This is a genomic window from Streptomyces sp. NPDC048523, from assembly GCF_043199815.1.
In the GTDB taxonomy this organism is placed as follows: Bacteria; Actinomycetota; Actinomycetes; order Streptomycetales; family Streptomycetaceae; genus Streptomyces.
This window is the reverse complement of record NZ_JBICWQ010000002.1, coordinates 901,083-926,133: the sequence shown is the minus strand read 5'-3', so window position 1 is coordinate 926,133 and position 25,051 is coordinate 901,083. Positions and strand designations below refer to the sequence as shown.

The 25,051-nt window shown below is 70.2% G+C and carries 18 protein-coding genes; 15 read left to right on the top strand and 3 right to left on the bottom strand.

Annotation, left to right across the window (positions count from 1 at the left end):
- The first annotated feature begins 67 nt into the window (after nt 1–67).
- The 12 genes from ACGFWE_RS13110 (at nt 68) to ACGFWE_RS13055 (ending at nt 15,937) form a co-directional block, all read left to right on the top strand.
- Nucleotides 68–2,692, top strand: a complete 2,625-nt coding sequence (locus ACGFWE_RS13110; protein ID WP_352383938.1) for a valine--tRNA ligase — start codon at nt 68–70, stop codon at nt 2,690–2,692.
- A gap of 119 nt (nt 2,693–2,811) precedes the next feature.
- Complete coding sequence (locus tag ACGFWE_RS13105) at nt 2,812–4,296, top strand: bifunctional folylpolyglutamate synthase/dihydrofolate synthase (RefSeq protein ID WP_393599844.1); 1,485 nt, start codon at nt 2,812–2,814, stop codon at nt 4,294–4,296.
- A 9-nt stretch (nt 4,297–4,305) separates the two neighbouring features.
- Nucleotides 4,306–4,689, top strand: a complete 384-nt coding sequence (locus ACGFWE_RS13100) for a DUF4233 domain-containing protein (protein WP_393599843.1) — start codon at nt 4,306–4,308, stop codon at nt 4,687–4,689.
- A gap of 64 nt (nt 4,690–4,753) precedes the next feature.
- Nucleotides 4,754–5,167: a nucleoside-diphosphate kinase gene (ndk, locus tag ACGFWE_RS13095; RefSeq protein ID WP_059205347.1), complete on the top strand. Its 414-nt coding sequence runs from the start codon at nt 4,754–4,756 to the stop codon at nt 5,165–5,167.
- A gap of 319 nt (nt 5,168–5,486) precedes the next feature.
- Nucleotides 5,487–6,506 carry a rod shape-determining protein gene (locus ACGFWE_RS13090; RefSeq protein WP_352383933.1) on the top strand — a complete coding sequence of 340 codons (1,020 nt, stop codon included), beginning with the start codon at nt 5,487–5,489 and terminating at the stop codon, nt 6,504–6,506.
- 115 nt (nt 6,507–6,621) lie between these two features.
- Nucleotides 6,622–7,569 carry a rod shape-determining protein MreC gene (gene mreC, locus ACGFWE_RS13085; protein WP_352383931.1) on the top strand — a complete coding sequence of 316 codons (948 nt, stop codon included), beginning with the start codon at nt 6,622–6,624 and terminating at the stop codon, nt 7,567–7,569.
- Nucleotides 7,570–7,580: 11 nt separating this feature from the next.
- Nucleotides 7,581–8,258 (top strand): rod shape-determining protein MreD, encoded by a 678-nt coding sequence (mreD, locus tag ACGFWE_RS13080; RefSeq protein ID WP_352383929.1) that lies wholly within the window; start codon nt 7,581–7,583, stop codon nt 8,256–8,258.
- Between the two features lie 80 nt (nt 8,259–8,338).
- On the top strand, nt 8,339–10,588 hold the full coding sequence (gene mrdA / locus ACGFWE_RS13075; RefSeq protein ID WP_352383927.1) for a penicillin-binding protein 2: 2,250 nt from the start codon (nt 8,339–8,341) through the stop codon (nt 10,586–10,588).
- Nucleotides 10,585–11,784: a rod shape-determining protein RodA gene (rodA, locus tag ACGFWE_RS13070; RefSeq protein WP_393599840.1), complete on the top strand. Its 1,200-nt coding sequence runs from the start codon at nt 10,585–10,587 to the stop codon at nt 11,782–11,784. Before mrdA ends, rodA begins: the two co-directional genes overlap by 4 nt.
- Before the next feature lie 74 nt (nt 11,785–11,858).
- Complete coding sequence (locus ACGFWE_RS13065) at nt 11,859–13,358, top strand: CHAD domain-containing protein (RefSeq protein WP_393599838.1); 1,500 nt, start codon at nt 11,859–11,861, stop codon at nt 13,356–13,358.
- Between the two features lie 76 nt (nt 13,359–13,434).
- Nucleotides 13,435–15,402, top strand: a complete 1,968-nt coding sequence (locus ACGFWE_RS13060) for a TIGR03960 family B12-binding radical SAM protein (protein ID WP_393599836.1) — start codon at nt 13,435–13,437, stop codon at nt 15,400–15,402.
- A 280-nt stretch (nt 15,403–15,682) separates the two neighbouring features.
- Nucleotides 15,683–15,937, top strand: a complete 255-nt coding sequence (locus ACGFWE_RS13055; protein WP_352383921.1) for a hypothetical protein — start codon at nt 15,683–15,685, stop codon at nt 15,935–15,937.
- 51 nt (nt 15,938–15,988) lie between these two features.
- Here the strand turns inward: ACGFWE_RS13055 and ACGFWE_RS13050 are convergent, their stop codons facing one another.
- From ACGFWE_RS13050 to ACGFWE_RS13040, 3 genes are all read right to left on the bottom strand, one after another.
- Nucleotides 15,989–16,822 (bottom strand): class II glutamine amidotransferase, encoded by an 834-nt coding sequence (locus ACGFWE_RS13050; RefSeq protein WP_352383919.1) that lies wholly within the window; start codon nt 16,820–16,822, stop codon nt 15,989–15,991.
- 115 nt (nt 16,823–16,937) lie between these two features.
- The gene (locus ACGFWE_RS13045) at nt 16,938–17,636 is read right to left on the bottom strand and encodes a DUF899 family protein (RefSeq protein WP_352383918.1); all 699 of its coding nucleotides are present in this window, start codon (nt 17,634–17,636) and stop codon (nt 16,938–16,940) included.
- A gap of 167 nt (nt 17,637–17,803) precedes the next feature.
- Nucleotides 17,804–18,388 carry a TerD family protein gene (locus ACGFWE_RS13040; protein ID WP_393599833.1) on the bottom strand — a complete coding sequence of 195 codons (585 nt, stop codon included), beginning with the start codon at nt 18,386–18,388 and terminating at the stop codon, nt 17,804–17,806.
- Between the two features lie 122 nt (nt 18,389–18,510).
- Here ACGFWE_RS13040 and ACGFWE_RS13035 point away from each other — a divergent pair, with 122 nt between their 5' ends.
- The 3 genes from ACGFWE_RS13035 to ACGFWE_RS13025 all read left to right on the top strand — a co-directional run bounded on the left by ACGFWE_RS13035 (nt 18,511) and on the right by ACGFWE_RS13025 (nt 24,917).
- On the top strand, nt 18,511–19,698 hold the full coding sequence (locus ACGFWE_RS13035) for a hypothetical protein (RefSeq protein ID WP_393599831.1): 1,188 nt from the start codon (nt 18,511–18,513) through the stop codon (nt 19,696–19,698).
- A 48-nt stretch (nt 19,699–19,746) separates the two neighbouring features.
- Nucleotides 19,747–20,511 (top strand): TIGR03936 family radical SAM-associated protein, encoded by a 765-nt coding sequence (locus ACGFWE_RS13030; protein ID WP_352383913.1) that lies wholly within the window; start codon nt 19,747–19,749, stop codon nt 20,509–20,511.
- Nucleotides 20,512–20,774: 263 nt separating this feature from the next.
- Nucleotides 20,775–24,917, top strand: coding sequence for an Rne/Rng family ribonuclease (locus tag ACGFWE_RS13025; RefSeq protein WP_393599829.1), 4,143 nt, complete (start codon nt 20,775–20,777; stop codon nt 24,915–24,917).
- Nucleotides 24,918–25,051 lie beyond the last annotated feature (134 nt).

Genomic DNA, 25,051 nt, shown 5'->3' with positions numbered 1-25,051 from the left:
CGGGGCCCCCACCGTTACAGAACAAACGCGTTTCGGGACACGCCCGCGGCACCCCTAAACTGACCCCGTGACCGAGAACGCTCAGCAGCAGCCCACAGCGCCCAGCACCGAACTGCCGACCCAGTACGCGCCGGCCGAGGTAGAGGGGACGCTGTACGAGCGCTGGGTGGAGAAGGGTTACTTCACCGCCGACGCGAAGAGCGACAAGCCGCCGTACACCATCGTCATCCCGCCGCCGAACGTCACCGGTTCGCTGCACCTGGGCCACGCCTTCCAGCACACGCTGATGGACGCGCTGACCCGCCGCAAGCGCATGCAGGGCTACGAGGCGCTGTGGCTGCCGGGCATGGACCACGCCGGTATCGCCACCCAGAACAAGGTCGAGCAGCAGCTCGCCGAGGAGGGCAAGTCCCGCCACGACCTGGGCCGCGAGGAGTTCGTCGAGCGCGTCTGGCAGTGGAAGGAGGAGTACGGCGGCCGGATCCTCGGCCAGATGCGGCGCCTCGGCGACGGCGTCGACTGGAGCCGCGAGCGCTTCACGATGGACGAGGGCCTGTCCAAGGCCGTCCTCACCATCTTCAAGCGGCTCTACGAGGACGAGCTGATCTACCGCGCCGAGCGCATCATCAACTGGTGCCCGCGCTGTCTGACGGCCATCTCCGACATCGAGGTGGAATACCAGGAGGACGCGGGCGAGTTGGTCTCCATCCGCTACGGCGAGGGCGAGGACAGCCTCGTCGTCGCGACCACGCGCGCGGAGACGATGCTCGGTGACACGGCCGTCGCCGTCCACCCCGACGACGAGCGGTACCAGCACCTCATCGGCAAGCAGATCAAGCTCCCGCTCACCGACCGCACCATCCCGGTCGTCGCCGACACCCACGTCGACCCCGAGTTCGGCACGGGCGCGGTCAAGGTGACCCCGGCGCACGACCCGAACGACTTCGAGATCGGCCGCCGCCACGACCTGCCGTCCCTGACGATCATGGACGAGCACGGCGTGATCACCGTCCACGGTCCCTTCCTCGGCCTGGACCGCTACGAGGCCCGTTCGGCCGTCGTCGGCGCCCTCAAGGAGCAGGGCCGGATCGTCGCCGAGAAGCGCCCGTACATGCACTCCGTCGGGCACTGCTCGCGCTGCAAGACCACGGTCGAGCCCCGCCTGTCCCTGCAGTGGTGGGTCAAGGTCGGCCCGCTCGCCAAGGCCGCCGGTGACGCGGTCCGCGACGGCCGCGTCAAGATCCACCCCGAGGACATGTCGAAGCGCTACTTCGACTGGGTCGACAACATGCACGACTGGTGCATCTCGCGCCAGCTGTGGTGGGGCCACCGCATCCCGATCTGGTACGGCCCCGACGGCGAGGTCGTCTGCGTCGGCCCCGACGAGGAGCCGCCCACCGGCGAGGGCTGGACCCAGGACTCCGACGTCCTGGACACCTGGTTCTCCTCCGGCCTGTGGCCGTTCTCCACGCTCGGCTGGCCCGAACAGACCGAGGACCTGCGGAAGTTCTATCCGACCGACGTCCTGCTGACCGGCCACGACATCATCTTCTTCTGGGTCGCCCGGATGATGATGTTCGGCCTCTACGCCATGGACGGCCAGGCCCCCTTCCACACCATCGCGCTGACCGGCCTGGTCCGCGACGAGTTCGGCAAGAAGATGTCGAAGTCGAACCCCAACGCGGTCGACCCGCTGGTCTGGATGGACGCCTACGGCTCCGACGCCGTCCGCTTCACCCTCGCCAACGGCGCCAACCCGGGCGCGGACGTGCCGATCGGCGAGGACTGGGTCAAGGCCTCCCGGAACTTCACCAACAAGCTCTGGAACGCCACCCGCTTCGCCCTCATGAACGGCGCCACGGTCGAGGGCCCGCTCCCGGACGCCTCCGAGATGTCGGCGACGGACCGCTGGATCCTGTCCCGCCTCAACACCACGGTCGCCCAGGTCGACGCGTACTACGACGACTACCAGTTCGCCAAACTCGCCGACGCGCTCTACCACTTCGCGTGGGACGAGGTCTTCGACTGGTACGTCGAGCTGTCGAAGACGACCTTCTTCGCGGGCGGCGAGCAGGCCAGGGTCTCCGGCCGGGTCCTCGGCGAGGTCCTCGACGTGACGCTGCGGCTGCTGCACCCGGTCATCCCGTTCGTGACGGACGCCCTGTGGACCACCCTGACCGGTGGCGAGTCCCTGGTCGTCGGTGAGTGGCCGGCCGACAGCGGCTTCCGCGACAAGGACGCCGAACTCGAGATCGCGCTGGTCCAGCGGGTCGTCACCGAGGTCCGCCGGTTCCGCAAGGACCAGGGACTCAAGGACGGCCAGAAGGTCCCGGCCCGCCTGGAGCTCACCGGCACCGACCTCGCCCCGCACGAGGCCGCCATCCGCCAGCTCCTGCGCCTCCAGCCGGAAGGTGAGACCTTCGCGGCCACGGCGACCCTCCCGGTGGCCGGTGCCACGGTCGCGCTCGACCTCTCCGGCACGATCGACGTGGCGGCGGAACGCAAGCGCCTCGCGAAGGACCTGGCGGCGGCCGAGAAGGAGAAGGCCCAGGCCAACGCCAAGCTCGGCAACGAAGCGTTCCTCGCGAAGGCCCCGGACAACGTGGTGGACAAGATCCGCGGCCGCCTGGCCAAGGCGGACGAGGACATCGCGAGGATCAAGGCCCAGCTGGAAGGCCTGCCTCAGGCGTAGGGCTTCATGGGGGCCCGGGGTCTTCTGGACTCCGGGCCCTGCGCCTACCCGGCCGCCCCCGAAGCTCAGCCGCCCCACTCCGTGGGCGCTCTGTCGGTCGCCGTCCGTAGACTGACCCCGTGAGTGACACCGACCCCTTCGACGAGATCGTCGCCGCCGAGACCGACCGCGACCCCGACCTCGCGGTCATCGAGGCCGGCAGCCGCACCCTGCGCACCCAGGGCGCCCCGCCGGAGGCCGACGTGCCCGGACGCCCTGAGGACCCGGAGGTCGACAAGGCCCTGCGCAAGGTCGAGGCGGAGCTCGCCGGCCGCTGGGGCGAGACCAAGCTGGAGCCCTCGGTCAGCCGTATCGCCGCGCTGATGGACCTGTTGGGCGAGCCGCAGCGGTCGTACCCCTCGATCCACATCACGGGGACGAACGGCAAGACCTCCACGGCCCGCATGATCGAGGCCCTCCTGGGCGCCTTCGAACTGCGCACGGGCCGGTACACCAGCCCCCACGTCCAGTCGGTCACCGAGCGCATCAGCCTGGACGGCGCCCCGATCTCGGCCGAGCGGTTCATCGAGACATACGACGACATCAAGCCGTACATCGAGATGGTCGACGGTCAGCAGGAGTACCGGCTGTCCTTCTTCGAGGTGCTGACCGGCATGGCGTACGCCGCCTTCGCGGACGCGCCCGTCGACGTGGCCGTCGTCGAGGTCGGCATGGGCGGCTCCTGGGACGCCACCAACGTCATCGACGGCGATGTCGCCGTGATCACGCCCATCGATCTGGACCACACCGACCGGCTCGGCGAGACGCCCGGTGAGATCGCCGTCGAGAAGGCCGGGATCATCAAGCAGGACGCGGCCGTCATCCTGGCCCAGCAGCCGGTGGACGCGGCGCAGGTCCTGCTGAAGAAGTCCGTCGAGGTGGATGCCACGGTCGCGCGCGAGGGGCTGGAGTTCGGGATCGTCTCCCGGCAGGTCGCCGTCGGCGGGCAGCTGCTGACCCTGCGCGGTCTCGGCGGTGAGTACGAAGAGGTGTACCTGCCGCTGCACGGCCCCTACCAGGCGCACAACGCGGCGGTGGCGCTCGCCGCCGTGGAGGCGTTCTTCGGGGTGGGGGCCCAGCGCCCGGACCCGCTCGACATCGACACCGTCCGCAAGGCCTTCGCGGCCGTCTCCGCCCCGGGCCGCCTGGAAGTCGTACGGCGTTCCCCGACCGTCGTCCTGGACGCCGCCCACAACCCGGCGGGCGCCCGCGCGACCGCCGAGGCGGTCGGCGAGGCCTTCGACTTCAGCCGGCTCATCGGCGTGGTGGGCGCGAGCGGTGACAAGAACGTGCGGGGGCTTCTGGAGGCCTTCGAGCCGATCCTCGCCGAGGTCGTGATCACGCAGAACTCCAGCCACCGCGCGATGGACGCCGACGAGCTCGCCGCGATCGCCGTCGAGGTGTTCGGCGAGGAGCGCGTCCAGGTGGAGCCGCAACTGCCGGACGCCCTGGAGGAGGCGATCACGCTGGCCGAGGAGGACGGCGAGTTCGCGGGCGGCGGTGTGCTGGTCACCGGGTCGGTCATCACGGTGGGCGAGGCCCGGCTGCTGCTGGGAAGGGGCTGAGCCGCAGCCATGCGTACGCTCTGTGCATCGACCCTGATCGGCGAGTTGTTCGTCATCGGCTTCGCCGGACTGGTCGCGATGAAGGACCCCGACCTGGCCACGTCCACGGTGTGGACCGTCAGCGGTATCGCCATGTTCCTGTGCCTCGCGCTGTGCGGGATGGTGACCCGGCCCGGCGGCATCGCCCTCGGCTGGGCGCTCCAGATCGTCCTGATCGCCTCCGGCTTCGTCATCCCGACCATGTTCTTCATGGGCGCGATCTTCGCGGCGCTGTGGTGGGCCTCCGTGCACTACGGCCGGAAGATCGACGAGGCGAAGGCGAGATTCGCCGCGCAGGCGGACCAGGCCGCCCAAGCCGGCCCGGCGCACTCCACTACACCTGACGCTGTGTGACGAACGTACCGACACGCCCTGTAATCTCGTCCCACCGCACATGTCAGCAGGTTAGGAGCCCCTCGTGAGCCAGCGCACCCTCGTCCTTCTCAAGCCCGACGCAGTCCGTCGTGGCCTGACAGGCGAGATCATCAGCCGTATCGAGCGCAAGGCCGGCTGGCAGATCACCGCGCTGGAGCTGCGCACCCTGGACCAGGACACGCTGGAGCAGCACTACGGCGAGCACAAGGGCAAGCCCTTCTACGAGCCGCTGGTGGAGTTCATGGCCTCCGGTCCGGTCGTCGCGCTGATCGTCGAGGGCGAGCGGGTCATCGAGGGCGTCCGCGCGCTCGCCGGCCCGACCGACCCGATCGCCGCCGCGCCCGGCTCCATCCGTGGCGACTTCGGCGTCATCGTCCGCGAGAACCTGATCCACGCGAGCGACTCGGAGGAGTCCGCCGAGCGCGAGGTGAAGATCTTCTTCCCCGGGCGCGCATAGGGCCCTTCCAGTCCGGCGCGTAGGTTTCGTGGCATTTTCTGACAGGGTGTCAATTCACCCGACCGTCTGACCTGGGGCGGCCGTACCTTTTCGGCCGTCCTCCGGCATATGCGTGCCGATCGGGGGAACGCGTGCCCCCTATGGACCGTCTCCACAAGCGAGGCGGCGTTCGATCTGCTGACAATGGCGAAGACCCTCGCGCAGTGTTCGTGCAGGCGCGTCTACGATGGAAGCCTTCACGTCACAGCACCCACTTCGCCGACCTGAAATGCCCTCAAAAGCTCCCAGGAAGGCCAGACGAATCCTGATGGGGAACTCAATGTCGTTCATCGGCCGTGACATGGCTGTCGACCTCGGGACCGCCAACACGCTGGTGTACGTCAGGGGTCGCGGGATCGTACTCAACGAGCCGTCCGTCGTCGCGATCAACACGAACACCGGTGGAATCCTCGCTGTAGGCGCCGAAGCGAAGAAGATGATCGGGCGGACCCCCGGCAACATCGTTGCCGTGCGGCCGCTGAAGGACGGCGTGATCGCCGACTTCGAGATCACCGAGCGGATGCTGCGCTACTTCATCCTGAAGATCCACAAGCGGCGGTATCTCGCCAGGCCGCGCGTCGTCGTGTGTGTCCCCTCGGGCATCACCGGCGTCGAGCGCCGCGCCGTCATCGAGGCGTCGTCCCAGGCCGGCGCCCGCCAGGTGCACATCATCGAGGAGCCCATGGCGGCCGCCATCGGCTCCGGCCTGCCGGTCCACGAGGCCACGGGCAACATGGTGGTGGACATCGGCGGCGGCACCACGGAGGTCGCGGTCATCTCGCTCGGCGGCATCGTCACCGCCCAGTCCATCCGCGTCGCGGGCGACGAGCTGGACAACGCGATCATCCAGCACATCAAGAAGGAGTACTCCCTCCTCCTCGGTGAGCGGACCGCCGAACAGATCAAGATCACGATCGGTTCGGCATACGACCTCGACAATGACGAACACACCGAAATCCGCGGCCGGGACCTCGTCTCCGGGCTGCCCAAGACCGTCGTCATCTCGGCCGCCGAAGTCCGCAAGGCGATCGAGGAACCCGTCAACGCCATCGTCGACGCCGTCAAGACGACCCTCGACAAGTGCCCGCCGGAGCTCTCCGGCGACATCATGGACCGCGGCATCGTCCTCACCGGCGGCGGCGCCCTGCTGCGCGGGCTCGACGAGCGGCTGCGCCGGGAGACCGGCATGCCGATCCACATCGCCGAGGACCCGCTGGACAGCGTGGCGCTCGGCTCCGGAAAGTGCGTCGAGGAATTCGAGGCGCTCCAGCAGGTGCTGGACGCCCAGCCGCGCAGATGACGTAACTCTTCGATTCCGCCGTACGAGATGATCTCCTCTCGTGCGGCGGATCGTTGATATCGAGGCATAAGCTCCCACAAACGCAACTCCAATGAGAAGGGCACGGCCGCCGCACGTGAGGGACACACGAGAGAGCCGGCTGCTCCTGGTGCTGCTGATCGCCGTCGCGTTCGCGCTGATCACGGTGGACATCCGCGGCGGGGAGGACTCGCCGGTCGACGGTGCCCGCCAAGGCGCGGCCGCCGTGTTCGGCCCCATCGAGAACGGTGTGTCCGCCGCGGTCGACCCGGTCGGCAACGCGGTCTCCGCCATCCGCGACTCCGGCGAGCGGCACGACCGGCTCGCCGAGCTGACGAAGGAGAACGCGGCCCTCAAGGCGCGACTCGGCAGCGACGACCGCAACTCCAGCCGCCTCAAGCAGCTCGACAAGATGCTGAAGATCGCCGGCGAGGGCCAGTACGGCATCAAGGGCGCCGAGGTCATCGCCATAGGAGCGGCCCAGGGCTTCTCCTGGACCATCACCATCGACGTCGGAGTCAACGACGGCATCCGGCGCGACATGACCGTCCTCAACGGCGACGGACTGGTCGGACGCGTCACCACCGTCGGCCCGAACACCGCCACCGTGCTCCTGGCCAACGACCCCGACTTCACCGTCGGCACCCGCATGGAGTCCACCGACGAACTCGGCTTCGCCTCCGGCCAGGGCGACCGCCCGCTGCGCGTCGAACTCCTCAACGGCAAGGCCGAGATCAAGAAGGGCGACCGCCTGGTCACCTTCGGCTCGCAGGCCGACAAGCCGTTCGTGCCCGGCGTGCCGGTCGGCGTGGTCTCCCGCGTCGACCCCTCCGGCGGCGACCTCACCCGCACCGTCTACGTCACCCCGTACGTCAGCTTCACCAAGCTCGACATCGTCGGCGTCGTCGTCCAGACCCCGAAGAAGGACCCGCGCGACACGGTGCTGCCCGCCAAACGGAAACCGACGCCCACGCCGACCGTGACGGTCACCGTCACCCCGTCCGCCAATGCGCCGGTCGACGGCGAGATCCAGCAAGAGCAGTAGGAGCTGTAGTCATGCGCGTCAACCGGATCCTGCTGTCCTCCGCCCTGATCGTGGTCGCCCTGGTGATCCAGGTGAGCGTCCTCGCCCGCCTGCACCTCCCGGGCGCCGTCCCCGACCTGCTCCTCCTCACCGTCCTCGGCCTCGCCCTGGTCTACGGCCATGTCGGCGGCGCCCTCGTCGGCTTCGCCGCCGGACTCCTCGCCGATCTCGCCCCGCCCGCCGACCACGCCGCCGGCCGCTACGCCCTGGTGCTCTGCGTCATCGGCTACCTCGCCGGTCTCGCCAAACCGGAGAACGGCAGACTCAAGTCGGCCACCGGCCCCATGGTCGTCGTGGTCGCCGCCGCCATCGGCACCACCCTGCTGTACGCCGGTGTCGGCGCCCTCGTCGGCGACACCGCCGCCCGTCATGTCGGCCTGCCCAGCCTGCTGTTCACCGCCGCCCTGTACGACCTGCTGCTCGCCCCGTTCGTCGTGCCCGGCATCATGGCGCTCGCCCGGCGCGCCGACAACGACCCGCTCGCCGAGGCCGGTTCCTCGGCCAAATCGGCGGACATCTCCTCGGGCTGGCTCTCCTCGGGCACGGGCCTGAAGATCGGCGGCCAGCGCGGTGGCCTCGGCGGCCTGAAGACCAGGACGCGGACCCGTACCGCGCGGGTGGGCCGCATCAAGGGGGTCAAGCGGCTGTGACCCCAGGCGAGTCGGCGGCCCGCGTTCACAGGTTCGCCGTATATGACACGTACACACACTGAGAGGGGGCGGCAGCCGCAGTGACCAATATCCCCGAGACCGGACGGACCCCACGGGTCCAGATCCGACTCGTCGTCATCCAGATCCTGGTGCTGTCCCTCCTCGGCACCCTCGGCGGCCGCCTCTGGTACCTCCAGATCCGCGAGGGCGACGCGTACGCCAAGGAAGCCTCCGGCAACCACGTCCAGCAGGTCGTCGACCCCGCCGTGCGCGGCTCGATCCTGGACGCCCGCGGAGTGCCCCTGGCGGACAACGAGACCCGCCTGGTGGTCTCCGCCTCCCGCACCGACCTGCTGAAGATGAAGGACGACGGCAAGGCCGTCCTCGCCAAGCTGGCCAAGGTCCTCGGCATGTCCGCCCAGGACGTCATGCTCAAGGTCCGGCTCTGCGACGCCAAGACGCCCCAGCCCTGCTGGAACGGCTCGCCCTACCAGCCGATCCCCATCACCGACGAGGCCACCCCCAAGCAGGCCCTGCAGATCCGCGAGCGCGCCGAGGACTTCCCCGGCATCAGCGCCGAACCGCAGGCCGTGCGCCGCTACGCCGCCCCCGGCAAGGCCAACACCGCCCAGGTCCTCGGCTACCTCTCCCCGGTCACCGACGAGGAGATCACCAAGGCTCAGAACACCGACTCGCCCTACCTGCGCTCCGACCAGGTCGGCCGCTCGGGCCTGGAGCGCCAGTACGACAAGGCACTGCGCGGCAAAGCCGGCGTCACCCGCTACGAGGTCGACAACCTCGGCCGTGTCATCGGCCAGGCCGAGGCCGACGAGGCCCAGCCCGGCGCCAACCTCGTCACCAGCATCGACGCCCGCGTCCAGCGGGTCGCCGAGTACGAGCTGAACCAGGCGATGAAGATCGCCCGCAAGCAGTTCGACAAGATCACCGGCGAGAACTACAAGGCCGACTCGGGCGCCGTCGTCGTGATGGAGGCCAAGACCGGCCGGATCGTGGCGATGGCGTCCGCCCCGACCTACGACCCCAACGTCTGGGTCGGCGGAATCTCCGCCAAGGACTACAAGAAGCTCACCGGCAAGGGCTCCGACTACCCGCTGCTCAACAGGGCCATACAGGGTCAGTCCGCGCCCGGTTCGACGTTCAAGGTCGTCTCCACGGCCGCCGCGGTCGAGGCCGGCTACGAGTGGGACGGCGGCTACCCCTGCACCAGCTCCTACTCGGTGGGCGGCCAGGTCTTCAAGAACTTCGAGGGGGAGAGCTTCGGCCCGATCTCGCTCGGCCGCGCCCTGGAGGTCTCCTGCGACACCGTCTTCTACGGCCTCGCCGACCGGGAGTGGAAGAAGGACGGCGGCATCAACCCCAAGAAGGGCGAGCCGAAGGACTACTTCTACAAGGCCGCCCACCAGTTCGGCCTCGGCAAGGAGACCGGCATCGACCTCCCCAACGAGGTCACCGGCCGCGTCCCCGACCGCCAGTGGAAGGAGTCGTACTGGAAGGCCAACAAGGACGCCTGGTGCAGGACCGGCAAGAAGGACGGCACCTACGTCGAGAAGATCGCGTACGAGAACTGCCTCGAAGGCAACAAGATGCGCGAGGGTGACTCCATCAACTACTCCATCGGTCAGGGCGACACCCTCGTCACCCCGATCCAGGAGGCCAGGATCTACGGGGCGCTCGCCAACGGCGGGACCATATACCAGCCGAGCATCGGCAAGGCGATCATCAGCGCCGACGGCAGGACCGTCCAGGAGATCAAGCCCAAGGCGACCGGGAAGCTTCCGATCGACCAGGCCACCATCAGGGGCATGGACGCCGCCCTGGAAGGCGTCGTCACCCGTGGTACGGCCGCCTGGAAGTTCGGCGGCTGGCCGCAGGACAAGATCCCGCTGCACGCCAAGACCGGCACCGCCGAGGTCTACGGCAAGCAGACGACGTCCTGGCTGGCCACGTACTCCAAGGACTACACGGTCGTCATGACGATCGCCCAGGCCGGTACCGGCTCCGGCGCGTCGGGTGAGGCCGTGCGCCACATCTACAACGCCATGTACGGCGTCGCGGCCGACGGCACCATCGACAAGAAGAACGCGCTGCTGCCCACCCCCGAGAAGAGCCTGCCCAAGGTCCAGACCGACGGGACCATCAAGTCCCCGAAGATCGGCAAGGACCCGGCCAAGGACCAGCGGGCGAGCCAGGAGGCCACGCCCGGGCCGGACGCGACGCAGCAGGGCGCGACCGTGAACACGCCGGCCAACGGGAACCGTGACACCCGCAGGCGGCGCCGCAGGAGGGGAAGCCGGAGGATGCTCACATGACCGGGGCGAACAGCTTCCAGGTCTCCGGGTACGGCCCCGCGCGCGCGGGCTGGACCCGGCTGCTGGCCCGCGACTCGCTCGCCCGCCGGCTGGACTGGCCGATACTGTTCTCGGCCCTCGCCCTGTCCATGATCGGCTCGGTCCTGGTCTTCTCGGCGACCCGCAACCGCACCGAGATCAACCAGGGCGACCCGTACTACTTCCTGATCCGGCACCTCATGAACACCGGCATCGGGTTCGCCCTGATGATCGGCGTGGTGTGGGTCGGCCACCGCACCCTGCGCACCGCCGTGCCCCTGCTCTACGGCGCCTCGCTCACCCTGATCCTGCTGGTCCTCACCCCGCTGGGCTCCACGGTCAACGGCGCCCACTCCTGGATCGTGCTCGGCGGCGGCTTCTCGCTCCAGCCCTCGGAGTTCGTGAAGATCACGATCATCCTCGGCATGGCGATGCTGCTCGCGGCCCGGGTCGACGCGGGCGACAAGCCCTACCCCGACCACCGCACCGTGCTCCAGGCCCTGGGCCTGGCCGCCGTACCGATGCTGATCGTGATGCTCATGCCCGACCTCGGGTCGGTCATGGTCATGGTCATCATCGTGCTCGGGCTGCTGCTCGCCTCCGGCGCCTCCAACCGCTGGGTCTTCGGACTGCTGGGCGCGGGCACGCTCGGAGCGGTCGCGGTGTGGCAGCTCGGGGTGCTGGACGAGTACCAGATCGCCCGCTTCGCCGCCTTCGCCAACCCGAGCCTCGACCCGGCGGGCGTTGGCTACAACACCAACCAGGCCCGGATCGCCATCGGTTCGGGCGGACTGACGGGCGCGGGGCTCTTCCACGGTTCGCAGACCACGGGCCAGTTCGTCCCCGAGCAGCAGACCGACTTCGTCTTCACCGTCGCCGGCGAGGAACTGGGCTTCCTCGGCGCGGGCCTGATCATCGTCCTGCTCGGGGTCGTGCTGTGGCGGGCCTGCCGGATCGCCCGCGAGACGACCGAGCTGTACGGCACGATCGTGGCCGCCGGGATCGTCGCCTGGTTCGCCTTCCAGGCCTTCGAGAACATCGGCATGACCCTCGGGATCATGCCGGTCACCGGTCTGCCGCTGCCGTTCGTGTCGTACGGCGGATCGTCGATGTTCGCGGTGTGGGTGGCCATAGGGCTGCTGCAGTCGATCAAGGTGCAGCGGCCGATGTCGGCGTAGCCGGGGTCAGCCGGGGTCAGCCGGGTGGCGGTGACCCTCTGCCGGAACCCCGGGCCGACCACTAGATTCGAATCATGGCGGACACCAAGCGGGAGATCGAACGCAAGTATGAGTCCGAGGACAGCGGCCTGCCCGACCTGACCAAAGTCGCCGGGGTCGAGACCGTCGTCGACAAGGGTGTCGCGCGGCTGGACGCCACCTACTACGACACACCCGACGAACGCCTCATGGCGTCCTCGATCACCCTGCGCCGCCGCACGGGTGGATCGGACGCCGGCTGGCATCTGAAGTTCCCCGTCTCCGAGGGCGTGCGCGACGAGATCCGGGCCCCGCTCTCCGACACCCTCCCCGACGAACTCGCCGCCCTGGTCCGCTCCCGCGTCCGGGACGTCGAGGTGCTGCCCGTGGTCCGGCTCCGCTCGGACCGCGACGTGCGCCACCTCCTCGACGCGGAGGGCCGGCTCCTCGCCGAGGCCAGCGTCGACACCGTCCACGCCGAGCGGCTCAGCGGCGGCGTCGGTGAGACCCAGTGGACCGAGATCGAGGTGGAACTCGCCGACGGCGGCGACCCCGCCTTCCTCGACAAGGTGGACAAGCGCCTGCGCAAGGCAGGCGTACGGCCCTCAGGGTCCTCCTCGAAGCTGGCCCGGGCCCTCGCGGAGACCGCGCCCAAGAAGAAGAGTCCCGTCACCGGGGACCCGGTGACCGCGGGCGACCATGTCCTCGCGTACGTCCGCGCCCAGCGCAATGCGATTGTTGAGCTCGACCCCGCCGTCCGCCAGGACGCCGAGGACTCCGTGCACGGCATGCGCGTCGCCACCCGCCGGCTGCGCAGCACCCTCAAGTCGTACGGCGAGGTCCTCGACCGTGCCGTCACCGACCCGATCGGCGACGAGCTGAAGTGGCTCGCCGGCGAACTGGGCGTGGACCGGGACCGCGAGGTGCTCGCCGAACGCCTGTCGGCGGCCCTCGACGAGGTGCCCGGGGCCTTGGTCTCCGGGCCCGTGGGCGAACGCCTCAGCGCCTGGTCGGGGGTCCGGCCCGGCGGGGCGAGCGCGCGGCTGATCGGAGTGCTCGACTCCCGGCGATACCTCGCCCTGCTCGACACCCTCGACGCGCTGATCGCCGACCCGCCGCTGCTCAAGGCGGCCGGGAAGAAGCCCCACAAGGTGATCGCCAAGGCGGTGCGAAAGGAGTTCCGCAAGGTCTCCGGGCGCGTCGGGCGGGCGCTGGAACTGGAGCCCGGCACCGACCGGGACCTCGCGATCCACGAGGCCCGCAAGAAGACCAAGCGCACCCGCTACGCGGCCGAGGCGGCCCGCCCGGCCCTCGGCAAGCCGGCCAAGACCATGGTCAAGGCCATGAAGGCGCTCCAGAACCTGCTGGGGGAGCACCAGGACAGCGTGATGGCCCGGCAGACCCTGCGCGAGCTGTCCGCGGTCGCCCACGCGCGCGGGGAGAGCGCCTTCACATACGGCCTGCTGTACGGGCGCGAGGAGCGGCGGGCGGCGGCGGTGGAGGCGGAGCTGCCCGGGTTCTGGGACGGGATCAAGGGAACGGCGGACGCCCTGTGATCTTTCGGGCGTACGGGGGCCGGCCACGGCCGCGTTAGGCTAGATGGTCACCCCTGTCCGTCCATGGAAGTGCGAGATGTCAGCCGAAACCGCAGTGTCGGTGTTCCCGCAGCTCGAAGCTCTGCTCCCGCATGTGCAGAAGCCGATCCAGTACGTCGGCGGTGAGCTCAACTCCACCGTCAAGCCGTGGGAGTCCTGCGATGTCCGCTGGGCACTGATGTACCCGGACGCGTACGAGGTGGGGCTCCCCAACCAGGGCGTCATGATCCTCTACGAGGTCCTGAACGAGCAGGAGGGCGTCCTCGCCGAGCGCACCTACAGCGTGTGGCCGGACCTGGAGGCGCTGATGCGCGAGCACCGGGTCCCGCAGTTCACGGTGGACAGCCACCGGCCCGTGGGTGCCTTCGACGTGTTCGGCCTGTCCTTCTCCACCGAGCTGGGCTACACCAACATGCTCACGGCCCTGGACCTGGCGGGCATCCCGCTGGAGTCCAAGGACCGTACGCTCGACGACCCGATCGTGCTGGCCGGCGGCCACGCGGCCTTCAACCCCGAGCCGATCGCGGACTTCATCGACGCGGCGATCATCGGCGACGGCGAGCAGGCCGTGCTCGACATGACGAAGATCATCCGCGAGTGGAAGGCGGAGGGCCGGCCGGGTGGCCGCGAAGAGGTCCTCTTCCGCCTCGCGAAGACGGGCTCGGTGTACATCCCGGCGTTCTACGACGTCGAGTACCTCCCGGACGGCCGTATCGCCCGCGTGGTCCCCAACAAGTCGGGCGTCCCGTGGCGCGTGTCCAAGCACACGGTCATGGACCTCGACGAGTGGCCGTACCCCAAGCAGCCCCTGGTCCCGCTGGCGGAAACGGTCCACGAACGCATGTCCGTGGAGATCTTCCGCGGCTGCACCCGCGGCTGCCGCTTCTGCCAGGCGGGCATGATCACCCGCCCGGTCCGCGAGCGCTCCATCACGGGCATCGGCGACATGGTGGAGAAGGGCCTGAAGGCGACGGGCTTCGAGGAGGTGGGCCTCCTCTCGCTGTCCTCGGCGGACCACTCGGAGATCGGCGACATCGCGAAGGGCCTCGCGGACCGGTACGAGGAGGACAAGATCGGCCTGTCCCTCCCCTCCACCCGCGTGGACGCCTTCAACGTCGACCTGGCGAACGAACTGACCCGCAACGGCCGCCGCTCGGGCCTGACCTTCGCCCCCGAGGGCGGCTCGGAACGCATGCGCAAGGTCATCAACAAGATGGTGTCCGAGGAAGACCTCATCCGTACGGTCTCGACGGCGTACGGCAACGGCTGGCGCCAGGTGAAGCTGTACTTCATGTGCGGCCTGCCGACGGAGACGGACGAGGACGTCCTCCAGATCGCGGACATGGCGACGAAGGTGATCGCCGAGGGCCGCAAGGTCTCCGGCCAGAACGACATCCGCTGCACGGTCTCCATCGGCGGCTTCGTCCCCAAGCCCCACACCCCCTTCCAGTGGGCCCCGCAGCTCTCCGCGGAGGAGACGGACGCCCGCCTGCAGAAGCTCCGCGACAAGATCCGCGGCGACAAGAAGTACGGCCGCTCGATCGGCTTCCGCTACCACGACGGCAAGCCGGGCATCGTCGAGGGCCTCCTGTCCCGCGGTGACCGCCGCATCGGCGCCGTGATCCGTGCCGTCTACGAGGACGGCGGCCGCTTCGACGGCTGGCGCGAGCACTTCTCCTACGACCGCTGGATGGCCTGCGCCGACAAGACGCTGCCCGCCTTCGGCGTGGACGTCGACTGGTACACCACCCGCGAGAAGACCTACGAGGAAGTCCTCCCCTGGGACCACCTCGACTCCGGCCTCGACAAGGACTGGCTCTGGGAGGACTGGCAGGACGCCCTCGACGAGACAGAGGTGGAGGACTGCCGGTGGACGCCTTGCTTCGACTGCGGGGTGTGTCCGCAGCTGGACACCCACATCCAGATCGGACCGACGGGGAAGAAGCTGCTGCCGTTGACGGTCAAGAACGCGGGGTCCCCTGCCGCGGGTGGGCATTCGCACTGAGGTGAGTGACGCCGAGGCCCCCTTCCTGCGCGGGAGGGGGCCTCGGCTGTCCATTGCGGGGTGCGGTGGGGCTGAGGGATTGCGGACCCGGGAGAACCTCGTACTCGGCGGCTGTCGCCTGGCTTCCTAGCGTGGCGATACCCGCTACGGAGGAGGCGCCATGACAGCGAGTGAGCAGTCTGAGGACGGTCCTCGGCAGTGGACATCGCCTCCCGGGCCACCCCAGAAGAAGCGACGGGGCCGTGGCTGTCTCTGGGGCTGTGCCGGCGCCCTGGCCGCAGTGGCCGTCATCGTCATCGTTGTGCTGGTGATCCCCACTGCGAAGACCCGGCAGGGGCAGACCCGGGAAGCCGCGAAGGAGCGGGCCGACCTCATCAGCTTCAAGCTCGACGACCGCTCGCAAGCCGGTATCACCGACATCTGGCTCGTTTGGACGATCAAGAACAGCAGCAGCGAGAAGTCCGACGACTCCTGGGACTGGGAGGCGGTCGACGCCGGCGGCACAGTGAGTTCTTCACGACACTCAAGAGCGTGAAGGGCGTCAAGCTCAACGTCACCAGCTTCGACCGGACTGCCGGCTACTGAGCTAGGGGAGTTGGGGCTTGAAGGGGTGGAGGATGTCCTGGCCCGGCTGGACGATGCCGTAGCTGCTCTCGGGTACTTCGTTCCAGGCGCCGGGCAGGTCGCCCAGGGGCTCGGAGACGACGAGGCGGGTCTCGTCCCCGACCTCTTGGAGGAACTCGGCGTCCGGGTGGAGCGCGCGCAGGGACTCCACCTGGGTGCTGTAGAACAGGGACCGCGACGAGCCCTCGCTGGAGTAGCGGAAGGCCCAGAGGCGGTCACCGTCGGAGAGGGCGATCGTCATCTGGAGGGGGTGGGGGACGCCGTGTCTGCGTCCCGTCTCCTCGACCAGACCGGCCATGCGGGCCACGGCACCCGGCGGGTCCTCGGTGAGACCGAACGTCAGGGCCAGGTAGAACATCAGCTCGGAGTCGGTGGAACCCTCCATCTCCGGGTAGAGGGCCGGGTCGACGGCCAGGGCCAGGTCACGTCGGAGCAGATGGAAGTCGTTGATCATGCCGTTGTGCATCCACAGCCAGCGGTCCCTTCGGAAGGGGTGGCAGTTGGTCTGCTGGACGGCTGTTCCGGTCGTCGCCCTGATGTGGGCGAAGAACATACCCGAACGGACGTGGTGAGCGACTTCCTGCAGGTTCCGGTTGTTCCACGCGGGGCCCACGTCCCGTAGCACCGCCGGTGTGGTGAGCTCCTGCGCGTACCAGCCGATGCCGAAGCCGTCGCCGTTGGTGGTCTCCACTCCCATGCGGGAGTGCAGGCTCTGGTCGATCAGATTGTGGCGAGGCTCGAACAGGACGCGGCTGAGAAGGACGGGTGTGCCCGAGTAGGCGATCCAACGGCACATGTGCGCACTCACCTTCCTCGTACGAAGGGCGGCGTCACTCCTGCCTTCAGTATGGACCGACCGGGCGAGGAGAGCAGGACGTGGAGGGTCCGCGGCGCCCCGCCCGGGTTCGGGCTCAGTGCCCGTCGGCCGGCTTCGGGCCGTAGAGCGCCGCGATGTCCTTCGACGTGGCCCAGCGGCTGTACGTGGGGGACTGGGGCCAGCCGTCCGGGGAGTCCTGCCATTCCTCCTGGCGGCCGTAGGGGAGGAGGTCGATCAGGGCGAAGGTGTGGCTCAGTTGCTCGGTGCCGCGGCCGTTGGTGTGCCAGGTGCGGTAGACGGTGTCGCCGTCGCGCAGGAAGACGTTGACAGCGAATCCTCCGTCGGGCGGGGCGCCGACGTCGGCCCCGAAGGGGCTGTTCGCGGTCGAGTACCACGGCATCCTGTTGCCGACCCGCTCCTTGTAGGCGAGGGCTTCCCCGATCGGGCCCTGGGTGGCGATTACGAACCGGGCGTCGTAGTTGTCCAGGAACTCCAGGCGGGTGTACTGCGAGGTGAAACCGGTACAGCCCGGGCACTGCCACTCCTGGCCGGCGGACCACATGTGGTGGTACACGATCAGTTGCCGCTTGCCCTCGAAGACGTCCGCCAGCCGTACGGGGCCGTCCTCGCCCTCCAGTGTGTAGTCGGGCATCTCGACCATCGGCAGGCGACGGCGCTCGGCCGCGATGGCGTCGAGCTCCCGCGTCGCGGCCTTCTCCCGGGCTCGCAGTTCTCCGAGCCGATGCTCCCACGTCGCGGCGTCGACGACGGGAGGCAGTGCTTGTGCGGTCATGGGTCCCCTCACAGAGTGAGTGCGTACGCGACTTTCGCTTCTGCGGAGGGCAGACCTCGTCGGGCTTCAGAACTCATCGGTCGAAGGAGAGCTGGAGCGGGGCGAGGGGGAGGGCTGCCCATGGTGTGGCCCCGGCCCTCTCCCCCGGACCTTCGTCCCGCCGTCGGCTACTTGCTCGCGGCGAAGCGCATCAGGGCCAGTTCGTCGCCCTGCTTGATCTTGCCGGTGGTGTTGATGACTTCGAGCTTCCAGGTGTTGCCGACTCGGACCGCCTTGGCGACCGCGCAGCCGTTGTCCGTGGTGAGCATGCTGGGCCAGATGTCGGCGACCTGCTGGGAGCTGCCGCCGGTGGCGTCGTAGACCTTGAAGCTGATGTTGCGGGCCTTCTGGAAAGAGCTGCCCTTCTTGTAGGCGGCGGCGACGAAGACGATCGACGTGATGTGCGGCGGGAGCTTCGCGAACTCGACGGTGACCGTCTCGTCGTCGCCGTCCCCGTGGCCGGTCTGGTTGTCGCCGCTGTGGAGCAGGGAGCCGTTGCCGATGGGGTCGAGCGAGTCGAGGCCCGCCAGGCGCACCGGGTCGCCGTCGTGCATGGCGATGGCGATCAGGTCGAGATCCGTGCCGGTCTTGCGGCGGAGCTTGCCGATCACTCCGCCGCTGGCGCCCGCGGTGGGGTCCCAGGAGACCCCTATGGACAGGTGGGTCACGCCGTCCAGGTCGGCGGGGCCGTCTTCCTTCGTAAGCGTAATCATGGGGACATAGTGCACGGGCTCTCACCGAGGTCCCAGACCGGACCCGCCTCGGTAGGCTCTCCGCACCGCGTCTCGTGCCGCGGTACTGGATCCGGACGGGGAACTGAGGCGTCTACGTCGTTATGGACCTGGAGAAGCAGCCCGCGCCACAGGCGCCCCCACCCCCGTCCCCGGCCCCGCCCGAGGGATGTCTCACTGTCGCGATTCGCATCCCCGTACGCATCGTCGTGCTTGTGCTGGTCGTGCCCGTGCGGCTCGTGTGGGACGCGCTCGTGGTGGCGGGGCGGTTCCTGCGGGACAGCCTGCTGCGGCCGCTGTGGCGGGCCCTGGTCGTGTGGCCCTGCGTAGCCCTGTGGCGATACGTGGTCGTGCCCCTCGCCAAAGCGGTCGGTTGGCTCGGCAAGGTGCTCCTCGTCGTCCCCCTGGTGTGGCTGTACCGGTCTGTGCTGACGCCCATCGGGCACGGCATCGCGTGGGTCGTGCGGGGGATCGTGGCGGGTCTGGGGTGGGTGTACGCGCGCGTGCTCACTCCGGTCGGGCAGGGGACGGTGTGGCTGCTCAAGGGCCTGGGCGCGGGGATTGTCTGGATTCTCACACTGGCCGGGCGCGGCCTCGCGTGGGTCGGGCGCGGGATCGTGGCCGGGCTGGTGTGGGTGTACGCCCGGATGTTCACGCCGGTCGGGCGCGGGATCGTATGGCTCCTCAAGAGCCTCGGCGCCCTCTTCGTCTGGATCTTCACGCCGATCGGGCGCGCGATCGCCTGGTGCGCCCGTGGGCTCGCCTGGCTGGTGAGCGCCGTCGTCGGCGCCGTCGTCAGTGGCATCGGTCTCGCCCTGTACTGGATCGCGCGCATCCTGCTGGTGCTGCCCGCGCTCGCCCTGTGGCGCTGGGTTCTCGCGCCGGTGGGAAGGGTTCTCGTCGTCGTCGGCCGGGAGGTCCGGGACGCGCTCGGGCACGCCTGGCGGATCGCCGGGCACATCTCCCTCGCCGTCGGCCGGTTCCTCGCGACCCTCTTCCGGTGGATCTTCGTCGAGCCGGTGCGCTGGGTGTACCGCGAGGTCCTGACCCCCGTCGGGCACGTGATCCGGGACGCCGTGCTGCGCCCCGTCGCCGAGGCCGCACGCAGTGTGGGCCGGGTCACCCGGGCCACGCTCGCCTCCGCCCGGGAGTCGGTACGGCAGGCCCGGGCCGATGTCCGGCGCATGCTGTTCGGGGATCGGGGGCAACCGCAGGTGGTGTCCCCCCGGGAACCGACGGGCGCCGACACACGTACTCTTGGTAGCAGTACGACCGCACTCACGAAGGACTGAGCGACACTGGGCAAGCGACAGCCCGAAGGCCCGCCGCCCGCACCGGCGGTGCAGCGCATCCGACTGCGCTACACCAAGCGCGGCCGCCTCCGGTTCACCAGCCACCGTGACTTCCAGCGCGCCTTCGAGCGTGCGCTGCGCCGCGCCGAGGTGCCCATGGCGTACTCGGCGGGGTTCACACCGCATCCGAAGGTGTCGTACGCCAATGCCGCACCCACCGGCACGGGCAGTGAGGCGGAGTACCTGGAGATCGCGCTCACGCAGGCGCGCGACCCGGAGAAGCTCCGGCTCCTCCTCGACGAGTCGCTGCCCGCCGGGCTCGACGTCGTCGACGCGGTCGAGGCCCGGACCTCGGGACTCGCCGACCGGCTCACCGCTTCCGTGTGGGAGCTCAGGCTGGACGGCGTGGACCCGGCGGAGGCCGGGCGCGCGGTCGCCGCGTTCAACACCGCCGAGGCGGTCGAGGTCCAGCGCACCACCAAGAACGGCCTTCGGACCTTCGATGCCCGCCCCGCGGTCGTACGACTTGAAACGCACAGTGAACCTGCTGATAGGCCGACCGACCAGCCCTGTGCGATACTGCGGCTGGTTGTTCGGCACGTGACGCCTGCCGTTCGACCCGACGACGTCCTGTCCGGTCTCCGCGCCGTGGCCGACCTGGCGCCGCCGGTCCCCGCAGCGGTGACCAGGCTGGCGCAGGGGCTGCTCGATGAAGAGACCGGCACGGTGACCGACCCGCTCGCACCCGACCGCGAGGCAGTCGAGGCCCACTCAACGGCCGAAGCGACTGCCGCCGCGAAGGCGCCGGCGTAAGGAAGGTCCCGCGAAGGACGGGCGTCGTAGCGCAGCCCTCGTACTCGGGAGCCACCTGGGTCGGGCAGCGCACCGACCACAAGACTTTCGCCAGGCCGTACCCAACAAGGGCGTACGGAACCGGCGAGACAGGACACAGAGAGCTCCCGTGCGGCGCCCGCGCCCCGGACGGCGGCACCGCGCATCGCGCGAGCCGCGGACGTCACCGGCATTATCGCCGGACCAGGTGCGGCGCCCGGGAGCCTGACGGGAGACAAGCCCGCATGCTCGAACCGACCGAACCCCTCGAGGGTTCCGAACAGAACACTCCGAGCGACACCCTGCCGCCGCGTCGTCGGCGCCGTGCCGCTTCCAGGCCGGCGGGACCTCCGGTCGCCGCCGCCCCGGGCGGCGAGGAGATCGTCGCTCCGGCCGTACCGGCTGCAGAGGCGGAGGACCTCGTCACGGACGAGGAGGAGAAGCTCGACGAGACCGTCGAGAACTCCGCGAACACCGAGAGCGCTGAGACGCAGGAGCCGGCCGAGACCGCCGCGCCCGCCGCGCGTCCACGTCGGCGTGCGACCCGTCGGGCGTCCGCCCCCGCCGGGGCGACCGCGGCTCCCGAGGCCGCCGAGACCGTGGTGCCGGTGGTCGCCGCCGAGGCGCCCGCCGTCGAGACAGCGACAGCGACTGAGACTGAGGCTGCTGCTGAGGTCGAGGACGCCACTCCGCCCGCCGGGCGTACCCGTCGGCGCGCCACCCGTCGGGTGTCCGCGCCCGCCGGTGCCGCCGCGGCCGGTGAGACCGAAGCCGGTGAGACCGCGGCTCCGGTGAGCGCCGAGACGCCTGCCGCGGCCGAGACCGCCGACGAGGCGCCCGCCGGGCGTACGCGTCGCCGGGCCTCGCGGCGTGCCGCCGCGCCCGCCGGTGCTCCGGAGGTCGCCGAGGTCGCCGAGGCCGTGGAGGCGGCGCCCGCTGCCGCTGAGGTCACCGGGGCCGTCGCGCCGGTGGTCGCCGAAGTGCCCGCCGAGAGCGCCGACGCCGAGGACGCGGGCCCGCGTCGTACCCGCCGCCGTGCCACGCGTCGTGTCTCCGCGCCCGCCGGTGTCCCCGAGGGCGAGGCCGTCCAGGCCGCGCCGTCCGAGCCGGCTGCCGAGGCCCCCGCCGTTCAGGAACCCGCCGCTGAGGCCCCTGCTCCCGCCCCCGCCGCCGAGGAGGCCGCCCCGCGCCGTGGCCGTCGGCGGTCCGTCCGGCAGGCCGCCACCGGGTTCTCCGAGCCCGCGCGCCGCGCCGGAGGCGCCGGAGGTGCCGAGGACGAGGACGGTTCGCGGCGTCGGCCGGCCCGGCCCGCGGTCGCCGTGTTCCAGGCGCCCGTCTTCACCGAGCCGCAGTTCCAGACCCCGCAGCGGGCCGCCGCCGAGGCCGCCGCCGAGGCGGAGGCCGGGCAGAGCGAGCCGGCCGAGTCCGTCGAGCCGGTCGAGGAGATCGCCGAGGAGCAGACCGGGTCGCGGCGCCGCCGCCGGCGCCGGGGTGCCGGTGACGAGCCCGAGGTGCAGGAGACGGTCGCCGAGACCGCCGCCGAGACCGTCGTCGAGGAAGAAGAGGCGGACGACGCCGGCGAGGACTCCGTCGAGGAGGACGACGCCGAGGAGAGCGGGTCGCGCAGGCGCCGCCGCCGCGGTGGCCGTCGCCGTCGCCGCGGTGAGTCCGCCGACGCGTCCGGTGACGACGACCCGGAGGACTCCGACGAACAGGACGCCGAGCAGACCGGGCGGTCCGGACGGTCCGTGCAGTCCGTGCAGTCCGCACCGGAGGAGGACGACGCCGAGCAGGACGACGAGGACGACGAGGACGCCCGTTCGGACGAGTCCGGCGGCTCCAGTTCCAGCCGTCGCCGCCGTCGCCGCAGGCGTCGGGCCGGTGACTCCTCCGTCGACGTCGAGCCCGGTGACGGCGACCCCGAGCGGACCGTCGTCAAGGTGCGCGAGCCGCGCGCCAAGGCCGAGCCGTCCGACGAGGTGCAGTCCATCAAGGGCTCGACCCGTCTGGAGGCCAAGAAGCAGCGCCGCCGCGAGGGCCGCGAGCAGGGGCGCCGTCGCGTCCCGATCATCACCGAGGCCGAGTTCCTGGCCCGCCGCGAGGCCGTCGAGCGCGTGATGGTCGTCCGGCAGAGCGGTGAGCGCACCCAGATCGGCGTCCTCGAGGACGGTGTGCTCGTCGAGCACTACGTCAACAAGGAGCAGGCCACCTCGTACGTCGGCAACGTCTACCTGGGCAAGGTCCAGAACGTGCTGCCGTCGATGGAGGCCGCCTTCATCGACATCGGCAAGGGCCGCAACGCGGTGCTCTACGCCGGTGAGGTCAACTTCGAGGCGCTGGGCATGGCCAACGGGCCGCGCCGCATCGAGTCCGCCCTCAAGTCCGGCCAGCCCGTGCTCGTCCAGGTGACGAAGGACCCGATCGGGCACAAGGGCGCGCGTCTGACCAGCCAGGTCTCCCTCCCGGGCCGCTACCTCGTGTACGTCCCCGAGGGCTCGATGACCGGCATCAGCCGCAAGCTGCCCGACACCGAGCGCGCCCGTCTGAAGACCATCCTCAAGAAGATCGTCCCCGAGGACGCGGGCGTCATCGTGCGCACCGCCGCCGAGGGCGCGAGCGAGGACGAGCTGCGCCGCGACGTCGAGCGGCTCCAGGGGCAGTGGGAGGACATCCAGAAGAAGGCGAAGAGCGGCAACGCCCCGACGCTGCTCTACGGCGAGCCGGACATGACCGTCCGGGTCGTCCGCGACATCTTCAACGAGGACTTCTCCAAGGTCATCGTCAGCGGTGACGAGGGCTGGGAGACCATCCACGGATACGTCTCGCACGTCGCGCCCGACCTGACCGACCGGCTGTCGAAGTGGACCTCCGAGGTCGACGTCTTCGCCACGTACCGGATCGACGAGCAGCTCGCCAAGGCGCTGGACCGCAAGGTCTGGCTGCCCAGTGGCGGTTCGCTGGTGATCGACCGGACCGAGGCGATGGTCGTCGTCGACGTCAACACCGGCAAGTTCACCGGCCAGGGCGGCAACCTGGAGGAGACGGTCACCAGGAACAACCTGGAGGCGGCAGAGGAGATCGTGCGTCAGCTCCGGCTGCGCGACCTCGGCGGCATCATCGTGATCGACTTCATCGACATGGTGCTGGAGCAGAACCGGGACCTGGTGCTCAGGCGTCTGCTGGAGTGCCTGGGCCGGGACCGGACCAAGCACCAGGTCGCAGAGGTCACCTCGCTGGGCCTGGTCCAGATGACCCGCAAGCGGGTCGGCCAGGGCCTGCTGGAGTCCTTCTCGGAGACCTGCGTCCACTGCAACGGCCGCGGTGTCATCGTGCACATGGAGACGCCGACCTCCGCCGGTGGCGGCGGCAAGCGCAAGAAGCGCGGGCGCGGCGGCGACGGGCAGGAGCACACGCACGAGGCCGTGGCCGCCGTGGAGGCGCCCGAGGACCTCGAGGTGGAGACAGAGGCGGAGCTCGCCGCCGAGGTGGCCGAGCCGATCGCGCTCGCCCCGGCGGAGTTCGCGCCCGACGAGGAGCTGTACAGCAGCGTCGCCGAGGCGGAGGCCTCGGCCACGCGTGGGCGTGGCCGTCGCAGGTCCGGCCGCCGGGCGTCCGCTCCCGCCGGTGCCCCGCGGGGTGCCGGGTCGAGGCGGTCGGGCGGTGCCGAGGCGCCGGCCGATCAGGAGAGCCCGGTCTTCGAGGACGTCGAGGTGCCGACCGCTCAGGCCGTGCCGGCCGAGGTCGAGGCCGAGCGTCCCGTGCAGCCGGAGCCGGCCGCCGAGGTGCAGGCCGAGCCGGTCGCGGCGGAGGACCCGGTCGTCGAGGCCGCTCCCGTGAGCGAGCCCGCCGTAGACGAGGCGGCTCCGAAGGGTCGTACGCGTCGTCGGGCCACTCGCAGGGCATCGGCGCCGGCCGGTTCCCCGACGGGTGCGGAGGCAGCCGTGGTGACGGTCGCCGAGGCCGCGCCGGTGGTCGAGCCGCAGGCCGAGGAGCCGGTGGCCGTGTCGGCCGAGGCCGAGCCCGAGGCGGTCGCCGAGAGCGCCGCCCCGGCCCGTCCGCGCCGCCGTGCCGTCCGCAAGGCCACCACGCCCACCGCGTCCGAGGAGGCGGCCGTCGTGGTCGTGCCTTCGGCCGAGGTGTCGGCCGAGGCGCCGGTCGAGGTGGCGGAGCCCGCCGAGGAGGCGGCTCCGGCCAAGAAGACGGCCCGCAAGACGGCCAAGAAGGCCACGGCGAAGAAGGCCGCGACCAAGAAGACCGCTGCCAAGAAGACGGTCGCGAAGAAGACCGCCGCCAAGAAGACGACCGCCAAGAAGGTGACGTCGAAGAAGACGGTGGCGGCCGAGCAGCAGTCGCCGCGGTCCGTCTCGACCCCGGCCGACGAGGCCTGACGGACGGTCACCGCCTAGTTTCGGCCGTCTGAAGATCGAAATCCGTTCCCGGTTCGCCGGGGACGGATTTCGTGATTCTGTGGCTATTGCGTCCGACGGAAAGTTGTCAACCGGTGATCGATCGTGTGAATGGC

What these genes read in the sequence shown, in the direction of transcription:
- ACGFWE_RS13100 (WP_393599843.1), top strand. Translation starts at nt 4,306, where the DNA reads ATGCGTACGCTCTGTGCATCGACCCTGATCGGCGAGTTGTTCGTCATC.
- ACGFWE_RS13090 (WP_352383933.1), top strand. Translation starts at nt 5,487, where the DNA reads ATGTCGTTCATCGGCCGTGACATGGCTGTCGACCTCGGGACCGCCAAC.
- mreD (WP_352383929.1), top strand. Translation starts at nt 7,581, where the DNA reads ATGCGCGTCAACCGGATCCTGCTGTCCTCCGCCCTGATCGTGGTCGCC.
- rodA (WP_393599840.1), top strand. Translation starts at nt 10,585, where the DNA reads ATGACCGGGGCGAACAGCTTCCAGGTCTCCGGGTACGGCCCCGCGCGC.
- ACGFWE_RS13065 (WP_393599838.1), top strand. Translation starts at nt 11,859, where the DNA reads ATGGCGGACACCAAGCGGGAGATCGAACGCAAGTATGAGTCCGAGGAC.
- ACGFWE_RS13060 (WP_393599836.1), top strand. Translation starts at nt 13,435, where the DNA reads ATGTCAGCCGAAACCGCAGTGTCGGTGTTCCCGCAGCTCGAAGCTCTG.
- ACGFWE_RS13050 (WP_352383919.1), bottom strand. Translation starts at nt 16,822, where the DNA reads ATGTGCCGTTGGATCGCCTACTCGGGCACACCCGTCCTTCTCAGCCGC.
- ACGFWE_RS13045 (WP_352383918.1), bottom strand. Translation starts at nt 17,636, where the DNA reads ATGACCGCACAAGCACTGCCTCCCGTCGTCGACGCCGCGACGTGGGAG.
- ACGFWE_RS13040 (WP_393599833.1), bottom strand. Translation starts at nt 18,388, where the DNA reads ATGATTACGCTTACGAAGGAAGACGGCCCCGCCGACCTGGACGGCGTG.
- ACGFWE_RS13035 (WP_393599831.1), top strand. Translation starts at nt 18,511, where the DNA reads ATGGACCTGGAGAAGCAGCCCGCGCCACAGGCGCCCCCACCCCCGTCC.
- ACGFWE_RS13025 (WP_393599829.1), top strand. Translation starts at nt 20,775, where the DNA reads ATGCTCGAACCGACCGAACCCCTCGAGGGTTCCGAACAGAACACTCCG.